Consider the following 15,999-nt stretch of genomic DNA (forward strand, 5'->3'; position numbering starts at 1 on the left):
CGCAGTCCTGAAGCAATGCCACTTTTCTCGAGGCATAAAAAAACGGCCTACCTTTCGGTAAGCCGTTTTTAGTACTTGGTGTGCACAGTCATTTGAACGGGGTTGTTAATGCATTGTATATAAAGGGTCTAGTTGTTTTTGATTGAGATCAGGCATACAAGCTGCCTGCTTCTGCTATTAGTTTTGATTTTTATGTGGAATGCCAGTTTGAATATCTTGCGAAATTACACCCACAGTGTGATTTGGAGCGTGTCACCGTCAGGTTTGATGGTGATAATAGAAAAGCCCGCCCAAAAGGGAAGGAACGTATTAATATCGTGCATAAGAGCGCCGGTTTTTTAGATGTGTTTGCTCGCACGAACATCATCCATCAAATCGGTGTTCTTGTTTCTGTGTTTCCCGGGATTCCGTGAGGAACCCAATGTTTTTCCGCCGCGGTCAGGCTACCCTTGCCTAGGGCCAGTAATCCCGATACCGATCACTGGCCCGACCAGTCAACCAAGCCATGACAACACCACCCTGCGTCATCAGTGTGTCCGAAAGTAATTTTCGGCGCAGATAGAGCGTAACAAAGTCAATTCAAGGAGAATGACAGTGAAGTGGATGGATGATCTGCTGGACACGATCGACAATGCCCGAACCGAAGCTGAATTGTTGGCCCGGATCGTAAGCACTGCAAGACACCTAGGGTTCGACTATTGCGCCTATGGGATCCGAATACCCATACCCGTCACCCGCCCCAAGGTCGTGATGAGCAACAATTTTCTGCCTTCGTGGCGACAACGCTATGTCCAATGCGAATACATGGCCGTGGACCCGACGGTACAACACTGCACGAAATCGACGACACCGATTGTCTGGGACGAGCAAATGACCCAGCAAAGCCCGCAGATGTGGGAGGAAGCTCGCGCCGCCGGACTGGTCCACGGTTGGGCGCAATCCTGTCTGGACGGCCGCGGCAGCGGCGGCATGCTGACACTGGCGCGCTCCAGCGACCCTATTACTACCCAAGAGCTTGCCGCCAATCAAAAATACATGCGTTTTTTAGTGCATGTCGCCCATCAGGGTTTCTTGCGCGTGCTGACACCGCACTGGCAATTACCGCAGGAAAAATCGCTGTCGCGGCGCGAATGTGAAGTCCTTAAGTGGGCAGCCGACGGCAAGACCGCCTACGAGATCGGTTTGATCCTCTCGCTATCGCGGGAAACCATCAAGTTTCACCTGCGCAATGCAGGCTCGAAACTGGGCGTCCATAACTGCACCGCTACCGTAGTGCGCGCCACTTCACTGGGCTTGCTCGCCTGACACACCCACTCATTTCCGCACCTCTGAAGCGTTAACGTCGCTGAGTGATAACAACAATAATAATACTCGCACCTTGACGACACACCTGCCCAAAAGAGCAGTACCTAAGCATTCGATTATTCTGCCGAATGCCCCCTCGATTATTTGCCGAGGGTTCCTCATGTATATGACCACGGGTACGCGCCTTACCTTACCGATAGAACTGTGGCAGGCCCTGCTGCAATACCGCTATCGCGTATTTGTCGAGAAACTTGGATGGCATCTGGACTGTGCAATCGGTGAGGAATTGGATCAATTCGATCGCGACGACACGGTATACGTGATCGCCCATCAAGGCCCGCGCATCGTCGGCGTAGCGCGGCTGCTGCCCACGCACAAGCCCTATCTGCTGGGAGAAGTGTTTCCCCAGGTGATCGGCGGCCAGGCACTCCCCCATTCCGCGGACATCTGGGAAATCTCCCGTTTTGCCGCCGTCGACCTGCAACAACGGACCTTCACTAGCCATTCACTGTCATCGCCGAACGCCGTGGCGCTACTGCACGAAGTGCTCAAGGTCGCGGCCCTCCACGGGGTTCGCCAATTGATCACGGTATCTCCGCCGGGGATTGCCCGATTGTTGCGCAAAGCGGGCTTCGACGCTCATTGCGACGACAAACTGACCGTGATCGACGGGCACAAGATCATGGCCAACTGGATCAGGGTACCGCCCAGCCTTGTTGATCGAGAAGTGGCCTGAAGCACTACGAGTGGCCTGCCGCTGCCGGCAAGTTGGCCAAGCCGCCTCCCCAAAAGGTTAGGTTACAACTTCAGGCACCTTCTCTTAAATAGTGCTGCATCGGCATTCCAACCGATTACTTATATAAAGGACACGCGCCCTACGTGAAAAAAGTCATTGTTATTTCTGGCCATCCTGATCTCTCGGTTTCCCGCGTCAATATCGCGATCATGAGCAAGATCAGCCATCGTGGCGTCAAGGTCCATAGCCTGGCCAGCGCGGTAACGACCACCGGGTTCGATATTCGTGCAGAGCAGGCGTTGCTCGATGCCTATGACCGCATCGTGTTGCTGTTCCCGCTGTATTGGTATTCCTGCCCGGCAATCATGAAGCAGTGGATCGACGAAGTGTTCACCCCCGGATATGCCTATGCACGCGGCGGCGACAAGCTCAAGAACAAGGAGTTCATGATCATCACCACGGTGGGTGCGCCATCCACAGGCTACCGCGCTGGCGGGTTCAACCGTTACACACTGGATGAATTGCTCAGGCCTTTGCAGCAGACGGTGGCGTACGTCAAAGGTATCTACCTGCCTGTCGTCGGGATTTACGAATCGGTATTCATCGATGACGAGTCAATCGACGTCGCCGCTCAGAATGTCGCCGAACAGGTCATTGAGGACCAGGCATCCGCCGACCAGCTCTACGAAAACATGCTGTTGCAGGCCGAGCGGGCGCAAATCGCCTTGCTGCAATAAGGTGTCATCAATCATGAAGACGCCAAACGACCAGATCCCCCAGTGCGCCAGCCTGGTGGCCGCGCACCATGAGCTGGGTTTTCTGCATTCGGCCAGCGCGATCATCGACACCGAAGCCACGGTATTCGAACTGTACTGCCTGATGACGGCCGCGACGCCCGCCTGGCTCAGAGGCGCGTTCAGGCTGCGCGACAGCATCTCGCGGCACTTTCACGTCGAGAGGATCGGCGGGTTCTCGGGCGTCACACCACAGTGCGTCCCGGCGGTTGGCGAAAAGCTCGATTTCTTCACCGTCGAGGCCATCAGCGCACAGAAGCTGGTACTGACCTCACGCGATACCCATCTGGCGGTCATGGTCTCGATCGATGCAGCACTCACGCAACCGCGTTGCCTGCATATCACCACCTCCGTCAAGACCTTCAATACTTTCGGCCGCCTGTACATGCTGCCGGTGGCGCCGGTACATGGGGTCATCATCAAGCTTTTGCTGTCCCATCTCCCCCTACATTCCCCAACTCGCTCACTTGGAGATCGCAACTCATGAACAGCGCAGACTCGATTGACCCTCATCTGTTGCACAAAGACACACCCAAGGATGTCCTGATCGCTCGACCAAGGCTGATTCTGCCCAGTTTTCTCAGTGCTCCGATCGGTGCCGAAATACTGGCTGGCAACGCGCAGGATCAGGCCCTGTTCAAGGAACTGTATCGTGCGCAAGATGGCCAGTATGTGCTGCGCTATCTGCCCTTGACCATCAGCGCGGAACAGGCGAGCACACTCTCCACCTTCGAGATCCGCCTGACCGATTTCTATACCGAGTGCGGCGACCACTTCATCCTCACGGCTGAATTCATTCCCCAGCAGGCCCAACGCTACCTGGCCCAGCATTTTCAGGGCGGTGATGCCGAGATACCGTCCGACCAGGTATTACGCATGATCGAATGCCTTGAAGCGCTCGCGCAGTGGGATAAGGCCAGGCAGGGGTCTTATCTGTTGATCAACGACACCAAGAATTACTACTTCTACAACAAGCAGCACGAACATGTGCCGGGCCTGATGTTGATCGAAGTGGCCAGGCAAGCCATGTACCACTATATCTACAACTACTTGGGACACCAGCGCGGCGCAGTTTCCATTTCCATCGAAGACTTGCGCATTTCCTTCAATGCCTACACCGAATCGGCCTATGAAGTCGAAATCGTGGTGCAGCAGGCCAAGGGCCTCAAGCGATCACAACCCAAGTCCATCGACAAGTGCGCGAACTTCTATCAGAACGGTCGGCTGGTGTCGCGTCTTTGGCTGCAAGGCGCAGTGATCAAGTTACCGCTGTTCAAACGCATGCGTTCGTTGAACTACCCTCAGGATCATTGGTTTGCCCCCTCTGATCGCTTGCCCAAGAACATCCTCGTGCATCACGCCGATAGCGTGTTGCAAGCCAGGCTGAGCCTGCTCTCGGTACTGGGAGTGCTGGTGACTCATCAAGCCGGGGCCATCGATTGGAGCACGGTCAGTACTGTATCGCTCTACATCGAAGGGGGTGGTTTCCTCAGCCTGCCAGTTGCTTCGACCTGCTCCACCAGCGAATCCGATCAGCGGGTGCTGGTGTTCGGCAAGCTGTCCAAGGACCAGGCCCGCGAGCTCCGTGAAACGATCAAGTGCCACTGCTTCTTTGCCGGGCAGATGCAATGGGCTGCTGCCTCTTCGCCTGCCACTCTCGCCCACGAGCAAATCGTGGCATGAGGATCGTGCGCCCATGAGCTATGAGATGTCACAACGCCCACTGGTGATCGGTCAGAGCGTTTCGCTGAAAAACCGGTTGTATTTCGCCCCGATGGGCATCGACCTGGCCACCTCGGACGGTTCGCTGTCCGAAGAAATGCTCACTTTCTATCAACATGTGATCGATGGTGGCTGCGCCATGGTGGTGCTGGGCAACTCCTCCATAGCGCCCTCCACGCGTCTGCATGCGCGTGGCCTGTGCCTGCACAGCGATGCCAACATGGAAAAGCTCGCGCCGCTGGTGGAGTACGGCCACCAGCGGGACTGTCCGGTGGTGGTGCAACTTCAGCATTACGGAGCCCAAGGTGGCACGCAGATCAGCGGCCAGCCGCTGCTTTGCCCGAGCCGCAGTGCGTTATCTGGCAGCAGCGGCGCCGATCTATTGGTAGAGATGAGTGTCGAGGACATCGACGCTGTCTGCGATCAGTTTGCCCAAGCGGCTCTGCGTGCCAGACAGGCCGGCGCCAGGATGGTCCAGCTTCAGGCATCCAACGGCTATCTGCTGAGCAGTTTTCTGTCGCCCTGGACCAACCATCGTCGTGACGCCTATGGCGGCAGCCCGCTCAAGCGAGCGCGGTTCCTGTTGGAAGTCATCGACCGCATTCACAGGGTTACCGCTGGAGACCTGGAGGTTTCCGTGCGCCTGGGCATCGATGATTGTCTGGGCGCGAAAGGGCAGCAACCGGAACTGCTCGAGGACGTCGTGGCGGCCCTGGCGGACGCCGGGACGTCGGCAATCATGTGCTCGATCACCATCAAGGAAACCTTCCGCTACATGCTTTCTGCCCATCCGACGATTCAGCGACAGTTCGTCGAAGGGGTACGCCTGATCAAGTCGTTCACCTCGCTCCCGGTCGGCTATGCCGGTTTCATTGGCTCCCTGCAAGAAGCAGAAGATCAACTGCGGCTTGGTCACTGCGATCTGATCGGCATGAGCCGAGCCCTTTTTGCAGATAACGACCTGATCAGCAAGTCACTCGCCGGTCATGAAGATCAGGTCCAGCAATGCCGGTTTGACGGTAACTGCTTTCGGGACAAGAGCAATCCGCAACTCGAGCGGGTGTATTGCTGTGTGAATGAGCATTACAAGCGTCCCGCTCACATCCATTACGGGAATCAATAACATGGAATTTCAAGACAAGAACATCGTCATCACCGGCGGTGCAAGCGGCATCGGCCTGGCGGTGGCAAAGCAACTGGCCGGAGCGGGCGCGCGGCTGTTCCTCATGAGCAGGAACCAGCAAAAGGCCGCCGCCGCTCTGGAGATACTGGGTGCTTCGGCGCAGTTCATCTTTTGCGATGTAGCGTCGGAAACTTCAGTAGCTGAGGCATTCGCGACGGTGGCTGGCGAGGTTGATCGCTTGCACTACGCAATCAACAATGCAGGCATTACCGCCCCCTACGCGCCGATCGCGACAGTCCAACCGCAGGACTGGAACAGGGTCATCCACACCAACCTGAACGGCCCCCTTTACTGCCTGCAAAAAGAACTGGCATTGATCAGCCAGTACCCCGATGGAGCGATCGTCAATGTGTCCTCGTGCGCTGGCGTGATGCCTATGGCCAATCAGGCGGCCTACGTCGCCAGCAAGACAGCGCTCAATGCCTTGACGCAGGTCGCCGCCATGGAGAATGCCTGCGACAGCGAATCCTGCTTTGCCGTGCGTGTCAACGCCGTAGCCCCCGGGCCGACACTGGGAGGTATGAACTCTCCGGAACGGCTGGCTGCCCATCCGGAAAACACTCAGCGCAAGCGTGACGTGACGGCCATGAAGCGCTTTGCCCAGCCAGAGGAAATCGCCGACGCGATCGTGTTTTTGCTGAGCAAGAGATCCAGCTACATCACCGGCACGGTGCTCAGCGCCGATGGCGGCTATCACATCGGCAAATTCTAGGGGCAATCATGGCTAGCATATTGATCACCGGTGTAAGCACCGGTATCGGCAACGCTCTGGCCCGCTATCACCTGGCCAGGGGCGACGAGGTGCTCGCGGTGTCACGAAATCCTGCGGCCAATATCCCGCCACAGGAGCACTTCCACTTCCTGCGGTGCGATTTGACCGATATCGAGCGCGCGCCGGCAATCTTGCAGGCGTTGCTATCGCGCACCCCTACCCCGGTAGAGACCGTCTACCTGAATGCGGGAAGGTTCGGCAGCGCGCCCCAACTGGCCACGCAGACCTCGATGCAGGAGTTCAATAGCGTCTTGGCGCTAAACCTGGGCGCCGTGAAAATGGTCCTGGACATTATGCTGAGTGCGACGCAGCCCCCCAGCACTGTGGTCTTCTCATCATCGATTTCGGCACTGCGCCAACGTGCCGGGATGCTCTCATATTCGGTATCCAAGGCGGCGTTGAACGCTCTGGCAAAAATCTATCAATTGGAAAACCCACACACATTCTTTGCAGTTCTGGGGCTCTGCAACGTCCAGACGACTGTGGCGCGGACCATCATGGCGGCGGATGAACGTTTCAGCGATCTTGTCGCGCTGCGGCAACGAGCGACAGTTCCCGGCTACATCGTCGACGCCGAGTCCCGCGCTGGGCATATCGTCCAAGTCTTGGCCGAGCGCCATCGTAATGGACTGAAATCGGGGGAGTTCCAGGAAATTCGCGACTTGTTGAACCAGCCACTCCAGGAGGAGACTCGCAATGACCCAATCCACACATGAGAAAATCGTACGCGTCGGCGCTGTATACGACATTCTTGCAATGGCTCCATTTGCCTTGCCGATGGTGTCCGTCTGGGCCTATTCACTGATCCAATGGCTCGATCATCAACTGGGCTTCGACAGCCGCTTCTCGACGCTCGACCCCACGGCCATGTTCCTGCTCAACATCGGCGCCTGGGCATACCTTGTGTGGGGCTTTGTGCGTTGGCGAGCCCCCACGTGCGAACACGCCCGTCTCAGCGCCTTGCTGCGCGTGATCGTAGTGGTACTGCAGGTATTGGCCGTCAGCGGTGGCGCTTCGCCTTTCTTACTGGTGCTGGGTGCCGTTCAACTGGTGTTGGCGGTACTGGAGTTTTCCCACAGATTATTCGAGCGCAACGTCGCCAAACCCACTAATACTTATCATTACTAAGTAATTCCTTTTGGTTCCGAACACCATGGGGCAATGAATTCCGCCCGATGACAGAGGATGGCGTTCGATGCGCTGGGACCTGGTTCGATGGCTCATCATTACGCCCGTCTCTTTCTTCTGGAAAGAGACGGGCGCTCGTACCACTGCTGCAAGCCCCGTCGTACAGAGCATTGCCGCAATTCTCCTCGTGACAATCGGCCTGGCGGGAGTACGTGAGGACAGCCAGCAATCACCGAGGAGAGGGCCATGCAGCAGTTAGATCCGAAGCTTGAACTACCACGAGCCCCTCGACCGTTAATCGAGTCGAATCCTGAGGCCGAGCCTTATCCGGTCCAGGCACTGGGCGGAATTCTCGGCCTCGGCGCTGGGCACCCAAGGCCATGCGGGCTTATATCTCGACAGGCGCAGCGTATCAACCCTGCCGAACCCGACTCCGCAAGCGGCGCGACGCTCGAAGCGGAACTCTCTGCACCCCGGCTGATCACCACGGACCCGACTACCTCACCCAAGGGCAGTCGGAACCTGTTAGCACCCAACGAGAGCTACAAAGACTTTATGCAATCAGTTGTGCGACCGGCACGGGACCTCCTGCATGAGTAGGGATTGAAAGGCTTTCATGAGCTGCGTGCGGCGTACGCCTGTGAGCGCTATGAGCAACTGACCGGCTTCCCTGCGCCCATCAATGGCGGTCGTGTTCATCGAGAAGATCTGGAGCTTGATCAGCACGCCCGTCAGCAGCTCAGCCACGAGTTGGGACATAGCCGCATCGATGTGGTGAGTGCCTACATCGGAGGCCGGCGATGAAGTTCGAGTTCGATATGGCATTGTTTCTGAGTCCCGTGCTCAAAGGTGCGCATGCCACACGGCAGCGGCATATCAGGCAGACAGAAAAGCATGCACGATTTGTTCATCGCCCTGCCGGTTACGCGAGCCAGGTCGTAGATGTCTTTGCAGTAAGCCCTCACACGACTCATCTGTTCTAGGATTCCCTGACGTTCGAGCCCTCTCAAAAGATCCATCCATTCCATCGACATGATGGAGACATAAGGACGTTTTCCAACAAGAGGGAACACGTGGCGTTCCAAGGCTCCAAGTACTCTTTTCGCTGTGCCGACATCCCAGCCACCCAAGCGAGACGTATGCCATTCACGAGCCAAGGCTTCAAAGGTGTCGTTTGCTGCTTTTACTTTCGCAGCTTTTCTAGCTTTCTTGGCGGCTATCGGATTCTTGCCTTCTGCTGCATCCGCTCTTAATTCGGCAGCTTTTTGCCGGGCAAGGGCGCCGCTGACTTCCGGATAACCGCCAAGCCCGAGCCACGACCATTTACCGTCGGGCTTCTTATAGCGCAACTCCCACGATTTCTGCGGAGAGGGGACGGCGTTTGATATCGCTGCGCTTCATCCATGTATGCCTCCAGTTCAATTTTTATTGAAGCATGCATGGAGGCATACACGATGTGAAAGATACGGGTAGATCAGGATGGACTTCCAGATACAAGAAAGCCCGCACTAGGCGGGCTTCTTGAGGTGATTTATAGACATCTGTGGATCTCTATAAATCGGTACTTGGTGGCTACACAGGGACTTGAACCCCGGACCCCAGCATTATGAATGCTATGCTCTAACCAACTGAGCTATGTAGCCAAGTGGCGCGCATTATTCACCTGGAACGAAGATGCGTCAAGCGTAAATTTAAAATATTTCTCCACACTTTCAACCGCTTATCCCGCTGACCCGAAAAATCGGGCCATGGGATGGCGTCAACCGAGCTGAAATCTCCCGGTATTCGCACTCAAGGCCTTGCTGCCCTGGCTCAAGGTGTCCGCAGCCAGGTTCACCGCCCGTGCGCCTTCAAGTAAGCGTACCGCAGCCTGATCGACTTGCTGGATGTTGCCGCTGACTTCATCGGCGGTGCTCGCTTGCTCTTCGACAGCGGTGGCGATCTGCGCCAGGGTGTCGGTGACGCTCTGCACCGCGCTGGCGATTTCCCCCAGGCGCTCGCCGAGACCGGTGACGGCTTGCGCATCCGTTTGGGCCTGGCCGCAGGCGGCTTCCATCAAGCTTACGGCTTCGTTGACGGTGCTGCGCAGGCTGTCAACGGTGCCGGCGATTTGCGCAGTGGAGGCCTGGGTGCGTTGCGACAGGCTGCGCACTTCATCGGCCACTACGGCAAAACCACGACCTTGCTCGCCGGCCCGTGCGGCCTCGATGGCGGCGTTGAGGGCCAGCAGGTTGGTCTGCTCGGCGACGCCTCGAATGGTATCGACCACCAATTGAATCTGCTGCCCTTGCTCGCTGACCCGTCCCAGTGCCGCTGCGGTATCGTTCAAACGCTGATTGAGCTGCTGAATACTTGCTGTCGTGCGTTGGCTGTCACGGCTGCTGTCGGCGGCGATGCGCTGGGTGTGCTGAGCGCTGCCTGAGGCCTGTTCGCAACTCTGGGCGACCCCTTGCGAGGTCGCCGCCAATTGCGTGGCCGCAGCGGCGATCTGACTGATCTGCAACTGCTGAGCCTCGACTTCGCCTAGAGCGCCGCTGGAGTGATCGTTGAGTGCGCGCACCGCGTTGCTCAGTTGCAGGGTTTCGTGATCGACCCCCAACAGACTGTTGCGCAGTTGCACCACGGCGACATTCAAGGCGGTGCTGATCGCCGCCAGTTCGTCGCGGCCCTGCACCGGTACTTGCAAGCTCAGGTTGCCGTCACGCAGTGCTTCGGCCAGGAGTGTGATGCCACTGGCGCTGCGACGGATTGAAGCCTGCAGACAGATAAACAGGTACAGCGCGGCCAGCAGCAGGCAGCCAAAAATTATCGCCACCAGAATGAACTGGCGGATGGCCGAGCCGTGGTAATAATCCAGCCGTAGATCCAGAGAAACCAACGATTGCTGACGCAACGAGGCGAGGTCGCTGAGGAGGGCGTCGAGGCTGCGTTCAAAGTCTTCCGGCTTGAGGTTGATGCTGCCGCCGAAGACGCCCTCGTCCAGCACTTTCAAACCGGCGTCCAGGTGCTTGAGGCTGTCGTGGTATTGCCCGGCCCAGGTTTGCAGTGCGCTGGGCAGGCGTGTTTCCAGCAGGCCAGCTGTTTTAACAAGCTGCTCCCGCGCATCGCCGATGCGACTGCGCAAGTCCCGCAGTTGCAGGCGGCTTTGCAGGGTGAACTGCCCGGATACCACGGATGCCTGACCGACCGCGGCGAGACGCCCGACCCGTTCGATCAGGTCCGGTGCGTGTTGAGTGGAAATCTGCGTCAGCAGCCAGGTTTCCAGCCACGGCGCGAGGGTCAGGCGAGTGTCCATGGCAATTTGTTCGCGCAAGGCTTGCAGAGCACTCAAGGCATGGGTGAAGCGATCGTAACCGTCTGGCCACCAACCGACGTTGCTCAGGCTTTTCGAGTCCAGGCCGGTGAGGGCGGTTTGCAGAGCCTGATAGCGGGTGAGGGTTTGACCCTCGGCGCCTTCGGTTTTCAGGGTATTGCCCAAGTCCGTAATGGCTTGGGCGACGGCCGGCTGAACCGCGTCGAACGCTGCCATCGCCGCGATGGTTGCGGGTGTCGGTTGGCGATTGGTTTCGGTGGCGCGCCAACGAGCGGCGCGGTCACGCTGGGCGGCGAGCAGGTTGTCGAGCGCATCGAGGGCGAGCAATTGCCGAACGCCGGCGCGTTCGCCAGAGATCAGGCTCAACTTGTCACGATAGTCCTGGCCGATCATCCACAGGCTGCCTGCAAGTGGCAGGATAAACAGCAGAAACAGCAGCTGAAATTTACGCGCGAAACCGAATCGCCCCAGCAGCCCGATCCCCGGTGATAAAAAAGCCTGCATGCCCCATGACTCCTCTGGACACCACGCACCATTGGCGTGCGTCGAGGTCATTGCGACCGCGACTTGTGCCCTTCTAAAAGGCCTCGAAAGTTCACCCTTGGTCCGCTCTGTAGGCCGACTCTGTAGCGAAACTTCCCATTCTCGGTCCCCTTTGTAAGGGGCCGCGTTGAAGCGGATAAGCAAGGCAAGATTCAGACCATGGCGTTGCGCTATCACCTTTTATTAAGGTCGTTAGCAGGCTAAGGGGATGGCGCAACCGCACCGAAAAATGGCACATTGACCGACCTGCCAGTGCGCACCCATCCGCAGTACGGAAACTCTCATGGCTATCAGCAACGTTCAGTCCGCCGCGACGTCGGCGCCCGCCACTTCACAAAGCAGTCCGCTGGTCATGCGCATCATCGGCGCGGTGGCGCTGGCGCATTTGATCAACGACCTGATTCAGGCGGTATTGCCGTCGATCTATCCGATGCTCAAGGCCAGCTATGGCCTGACCTTCACCCAGATCGGCCTGATCACCCTGACTTTTCAACTGACGGCCTCGCTGTTGCAACCATGGGTCGGTTACCACACGGATCGTCATCCCAAGCCCTGGCTGTTGCCGGCCGGTACCGTGTGCACATTGATCGGCATTCTGATGATGTCGGTGGTCGGAAGTTTTCCGATGATTCTGCTGGCGGCGGGGTTGATCGGTGTCGGTTCATCGACCTTTCACCCGGAAGCTTCTCGGGTGGCGCGATTGGCTTCGGGTGGGCGTTTCGGCTTGGCGCAGTCGACGTTTCAGGTCGGTGGTAATGCGGGCTCGGCCTTCGGGCCGTTGCTGGCGGCGGCGATCATCATTCCCTACGGTCAGGGTCATGTGGCCTGGTTCGGATTGTTCGCGCTGTTTGCGCTGTTCGTGCTGTATCGGATCAGTCGCTGGTACGCCAACCATCTGAATCTGTTCAAGCTCAAACAAGGTCAGGCAGCGACTCATGGCCTGTCGAAACGACGGGTGATCAGCGCACTGGTAGTGCTCGGGCTTCTGGTGTTTTCCAAGTACTTCTACATGGCCAGCCTGACCAGTTACTTCACGTTCTACCTGATTGAAAAATTCGACCTGTCGGTGGCCAGCTCGCAGCTGCATCTGTTCCTGTTTCTCGGTGCAGTAGCGGCTGGGACCTTCTTCGGCGGGCCGATCGGCGACAAGATCGGGCGCAAGGCGGTAATCTGGTTCTCGATCCTTGGCGTCGCACCGTTCACGCTGCTGCTGCCCCATGTAGACCTGTTCTGGACCAGCATCCTCAGCGTGGTGATCGGTTTCATCCTCGCCTCGGCGTTCTCGGCCATTGTGGTGTATGCCCAGGAGCTGGTGCCAGGGAACGTCGGAATGATTGCCGGGGTGTTCTTCGGCCTGATGTTCGGTTTCGGCGGGATTGGCGCGGCATTGCTTGGGCATCTGGCGGATATTCACGGCATTGAATATGTGTACTTCCTGTGCTCGTTCTTGCCGCTGCTGGGGGTGTTGGCGATCTTTCTGCCACGAACCAAAAAAGTCTGAGGCGGACCGGCAAAGTCAGCCGTTTCGATAGATATAGCTATACGCGTTAATCGCTGGTACCCCGCCAAGATGTGCATAAAGTACCTTCGACCCAGTCGGGAAAAACCCCTGGCGGACGAGATCAATGAGGCCTTGCATGGATTTTCCCTCATAGACCGGATCCGTCATCATGCCTTCCATGCGAGCGCACAAACGGATGGCTGCGTTGGTTTCTTCTGATGGAATACCGTAGGCCGGATAGGCGTAGTCTTCTTTTAGGACAACATCGTCAGCGGTGATTTCCTGGCCAAGCCCGATAAGCTGCGCCGTATGCTGAGCGATTGCCAATACTTGTGCCCTGGTTTGCTCAGGCGTGGCAGAGGCGTCGATACCAATCACATTGCGCGCACGACCATCCTTGGCGAACCCCACCAGCATGCCCGCATGGGTGGAGCCAGTCACCGTGCAGACGATGATGTAATCAAATTTGATCCCCATCCTGGCTTCTTGCTCGCGTACTTCTTCGGCGAAGCCGACATAGCCCAGACCTCCATATTTGTGCATGGAAGCACCGGCAGGAATTGCATACGGTTTGCCTCCTTTGGCCTTGACGTCCTCCAGCGCCCGCTCCCAGCTCTCGCGGATACCGATATCGAAACCTTCGTCGACGAATTCAATCTCCGCTCCCAGCACGCGGCTCATCAGGATATTCCCGACCCGGTCGTAGACCGCATCCGGGAATGGAACCCAGCTTTCTTGAACGAGACGGCACTTCATGCCGAGTTTGGCAGCGACAGCCGCGACCTGGCGCGTGTGGTTTGACTGAACGCCACCGATGGAAACCAGCGTGTCTGCCTGCGAGGCAATGGCATCGGGAATGATGTATTCCAGCTTGCGGATCTTGTTGCCGCCAAACGCAAGTCCGGAGTTGCAATCCTCTCGTTTGGCATAGAGCTCGATGTTGCCACCAAGACATGCCGACAGACGATTCAGTTTCTCGATCGGCGTTGGGCCAAACATGAGTGGATAGCGTTCAAATTTTTCCAACATGACGGTTCTCCAGATCAGGGAGGAGCCGTTTTTAGTCTAGCAGAGCACCTGTGAGGGAGTTGCGCGTTAGGCACCGCGATCCCAAAAAGCAAAATCCCCGTATCAGCGAGTGATTACGGGGATTTTCAGTCTATCGAGGTCCGTGTAAATCCACGGTTCCTGTTACACGTTAAAACGGAAGTGCATCACGTCGCCGTCTTTAACGATGTAGTCCTTGCCTTCCAGGCGCCATTTACCAGCTTCTTTGGCGCCGGCTTCGCCCTTGTACTGAATGAAGTCGTCGTAAGCGATGACTTCGGCGCGGATGAAGCCTTTTTCGAAGTCGGTGTGGATCACGCCCGCGGCTTGTGGCGCGGTAGCACCGACGCGGACGGTCCAGGCGCGGACCTCTTCGACACCGGCGGTGAAGTAGGTCTGCAGGTGCAGCATTTCGTAGCCAGCGCGGATTACGCGGTTCAGGCCAGGCTCTTCGAGACCCAGGGCTTCGAGGAACATGTCTTTCTCTTCACCGTCTTCCAGTTCGGCGATTTCGGCTTCGATCTTGTTGCAGACCGGAACCACCATGGCGCCTTCTTCTTCGGCGATGGCTTTGACGATGTCCAGCAGCGGGTTGTTTTCGAAACCGTCTTCAGCGACGTTGGCGATATACATGACCGGCTTGGTGGTCAGCAGATGGAAGCCACGAATCACCGCTTTGTCGTCGGCGCCCATGTTCTTCATCAGCGTGCGCGCTGGCTTGCCGAGGGTGAAGTGAGCGATCAATTGCTCCAGCAGGCCTTTCTGGACTACGGCGTCCTTGTCACCACCTTTGGCGTTACGGGCGACTTTCTGCAGTTGCTTCTCGCAACTGTCGAGGTCGGCGAAGATCAGTTCCAGGTCGATGATCTCGATGTCGCGTTTCGGGTCGACGCTGTTGGAGACGTGAATCACGTTCTCGTCTTCGAAGCAGCGGACCACGTGAGCGATAGCATCGGTCTCGCGGATGTTGGCGAGGAATTTGTTGCCCAGGCCTTCACCTTTCGAGGCACCGGCAACCAGGCCGGCGATGTCGACGAATTCCATGGTAGTCGGCAGGATGCGCTTGGGATTGACGATGACCGCCAGGGCTTCCAGACGCGGATCCGGCATCGGCACGATACCGGTGTTCGGCTCGATGGTGCAGAAGGGGAAGTTCTCGGCCGCGATCCCGGATTTGGTCAGGGCGTTGAACAGGGTGGACTTGCCGACGTTAGGCAGGCCGACGATGCCGCAATTGAATCCCATGGTGTTTCCCCGAGGAGTTAGAGTCAGGCCTTCTGGCTGTGCAGGTTTTTCATCGCGCGGTTCCATTCGCCGGCGAGGATATCCGGCAGCACGCCGAGGGCAAAGTCGATGCTGGCATCGAGTTTTTCCTGTTCGGCGCGTGGCGCACGACCCAGGACGAAATTTGAAACCATACTGGCAACGCCCGGGTGGCCAATGCCAAGCCGCAAGCGGTGAAAGGTATTCTGATTGCCCAGTTGCGCGATGATGTCGCGCAACCCGTTGTGACCGCCATGGCCGCCGCCCTGTTTGAGCTTGGCAACGCCCGGAGGCAGATCGAGTTCGTCATGCGCCACCAGGATTTCTTCAGGCTTGATGCGGAAGAAGCCGGCAAGTGCCGCGACGGCCTGGCCGCTGCGGTTCATGTAGGTGGTGGGAATCAGCAGACGAACATCCTGACCCTGATGCGAATAGCGCCCGGTCAGGCCGAAATATTTGCGATCGGCCACAAGGTTGACACCCTGCGCGTGCGCGATGCGCTCAACAAAAAGGGCCCCTGCGTTATGCCGGGTCTGTTCGTATTCAGCGCCTGGATTTCCCAGGCCAACGATCAGTTTGATGGCAGTCACAATAGGGGCCCTTCCTTGGAGTGGTGGATAACAACGCCGCAACCAGTGTGTGCGGCGAAAGTGGACGACAAATGCTCATTTACCATTATGTAAACTCCGCGT

Annotated in this window: 14 protein-coding genes, 1 tRNA gene and 2 pseudogenes; 11 read left to right on the forward strand and 6 right to left on the reverse strand. The window is 57.5% G+C overall.

Features of this window, described 5'->3' with window-relative positions:
* Positions 1 to 603 precede the first annotated feature (603 nt).
* From IB250_RS20945 to IB250_RS20990, 10 genes and pseudogenes are all read left to right on the forward strand, one after another.
* A complete protein-coding gene (locus IB250_RS20945) occupies positions 604 to 1,305 on the forward strand; it encodes a helix-turn-helix transcriptional regulator (RefSeq protein WP_225603687.1) in 702 nt (233 codons plus the stop codon).
* Positions 1,306 to 1,465: 160 nt separating this feature from the next.
* Positions 1,466 to 2,041, forward strand: coding sequence for an acyl-homoserine-lactone synthase (locus IB250_RS20950; RefSeq protein ID WP_192345455.1), 576 nt, complete (start codon positions 1,466 to 1,468; stop codon positions 2,039 to 2,041).
* Positions 2,042 to 2,184: 143 nt separating this feature from the next.
* The gene (locus IB250_RS20955) at positions 2,185 to 2,778 is read left to right on the forward strand and encodes an NAD(P)H-dependent oxidoreductase (RefSeq protein ID WP_192345456.1); all 594 of its coding nucleotides are present in this window, start codon (positions 2,185 to 2,187) and stop codon (positions 2,776 to 2,778) included.
* 13 nt (positions 2,779 to 2,791) lie between these two features.
* On the forward strand, positions 2,792 to 3,322 hold the full coding sequence (locus IB250_RS20960; RefSeq protein WP_192345457.1) for a DUF2867 domain-containing protein: 531 nt from the start codon (positions 2,792 to 2,794) through the stop codon (positions 3,320 to 3,322).
* Positions 3,319 to 4,518 (forward strand): AfsA-related hotdog domain-containing protein, encoded by a 1,200-nt coding sequence (locus IB250_RS20965; protein ID WP_192345458.1) that lies wholly within the window; start codon positions 3,319 to 3,321, stop codon positions 4,516 to 4,518. The genes IB250_RS20960 and IB250_RS20965 overlap by 4 nt, the downstream gene beginning before the upstream one ends.
* Before the next feature lie 13 nt (positions 4,519 to 4,531).
* Positions 4,532 to 5,680, forward strand: a complete 1,149-nt coding sequence (locus tag IB250_RS20970) for an NADH:flavin oxidoreductase (protein ID WP_192345459.1) — start codon at positions 4,532 to 4,534, stop codon at positions 5,678 to 5,680.
* Positions 5,634 to 6,452, forward strand: a complete 819-nt coding sequence (locus tag IB250_RS20975; RefSeq protein WP_225603689.1) for an SDR family NAD(P)-dependent oxidoreductase — start codon at positions 5,634 to 5,636, stop codon at positions 6,450 to 6,452. Before IB250_RS20970 ends, IB250_RS20975 begins: the two co-directional genes overlap by 47 nt.
* A gap of 8 nt (positions 6,453 to 6,460) precedes the next feature.
* A complete protein-coding gene (locus tag IB250_RS20980; RefSeq protein ID WP_192345460.1) occupies positions 6,461 to 7,228 on the forward strand; it encodes an SDR family NAD(P)-dependent oxidoreductase in 768 nt (255 codons plus the stop codon).
* Positions 7,209 to 7,640, forward strand: a complete 432-nt coding sequence (locus tag IB250_RS20985) for a hypothetical protein (RefSeq protein WP_192345461.1) — start codon at positions 7,209 to 7,211, stop codon at positions 7,638 to 7,640. The genes IB250_RS20980 and IB250_RS20985 overlap by 20 nt, the downstream gene beginning before the upstream one ends.
* A gap of 492 nt (positions 7,641 to 8,132) precedes the next feature.
* Positions 8,133 to 8,444 (forward strand): annotated as a pseudogene (locus IB250_RS20990) (integrase); the annotation flags it as partial.
* Between the two features lie 101 nt (positions 8,445 to 8,545).
* Here the strand turns inward: IB250_RS20990 and IB250_RS20995 are convergent.
* From IB250_RS20995 to IB250_RS21005, 3 genes and pseudogenes are all read right to left on the reverse strand, one after another.
* Positions 8,546 to 9,013 (reverse strand): annotated as a pseudogene (locus IB250_RS20995) (tyrosine-type recombinase/integrase); the annotation flags it as partial.
* Positions 9,014 to 9,206: 193 nt separating this feature from the next.
* A tRNA-Met gene (locus IB250_RS21000) sits at positions 9,207 to 9,283 on the reverse strand.
* Positions 9,284 to 9,399: 116 nt separating this feature from the next.
* Positions 9,400 to 11,457 carry a methyl-accepting chemotaxis protein gene (locus tag IB250_RS21005; protein ID WP_192345462.1) on the reverse strand — a complete coding sequence of 686 codons (2,058 nt, stop codon included), beginning with the start codon at positions 11,455 to 11,457 and terminating at the stop codon, positions 9,400 to 9,402.
* 322 nt (positions 11,458 to 11,779) lie between these two features.
* Between IB250_RS21005 and IB250_RS21010 the strand changes: the two genes are divergently transcribed.
* Positions 11,780 to 12,997 (forward strand): MFS transporter, encoded by a 1,218-nt coding sequence (locus tag IB250_RS21010; protein WP_192345463.1) that lies wholly within the window; start codon positions 11,780 to 11,782, stop codon positions 12,995 to 12,997.
* A 15-nt stretch (positions 12,998 to 13,012) separates the two neighbouring features.
* On the opposite strand, the gene IB250_RS21015 is transcribed toward IB250_RS21010, so the two are convergent.
* The 3 genes from IB250_RS21015 to pth all read right to left on the reverse strand — a co-directional run bounded on the left by IB250_RS21015 (position 13,013) and on the right by pth (position 15,897).
* Complete coding sequence (locus IB250_RS21015; protein WP_123501325.1) at positions 13,013 to 14,026, reverse strand: 1-aminocyclopropane-1-carboxylate deaminase; 1,014 nt, start codon at positions 14,024 to 14,026, stop codon at positions 13,013 to 13,015.
* A 162-nt stretch (positions 14,027 to 14,188) separates the two neighbouring features.
* The gene (ychF, locus tag IB250_RS21020; RefSeq protein WP_123501323.1) at positions 14,189 to 15,289 is read right to left on the reverse strand and encodes a redox-regulated ATPase YchF; all 1,101 of its coding nucleotides are present in this window, start codon (positions 15,287 to 15,289) and stop codon (positions 14,189 to 14,191) included.
* Between the two features lie 23 nt (positions 15,290 to 15,312).
* Positions 15,313 to 15,897 (reverse strand): aminoacyl-tRNA hydrolase, encoded by a 585-nt coding sequence (gene pth, locus IB250_RS21025; RefSeq protein ID WP_007905795.1) that lies wholly within the window; start codon positions 15,895 to 15,897, stop codon positions 15,313 to 15,315.
* Positions 15,898 to 15,999 lie beyond the last annotated feature (102 nt).

It is taken from the genome of Pseudomonas sp. PDM09, from assembly GCF_014852305.1.
Lineage (GTDB): Bacteria > Pseudomonadota > Gammaproteobacteria > Pseudomonadales > Pseudomonadaceae > Aquipseudomonas.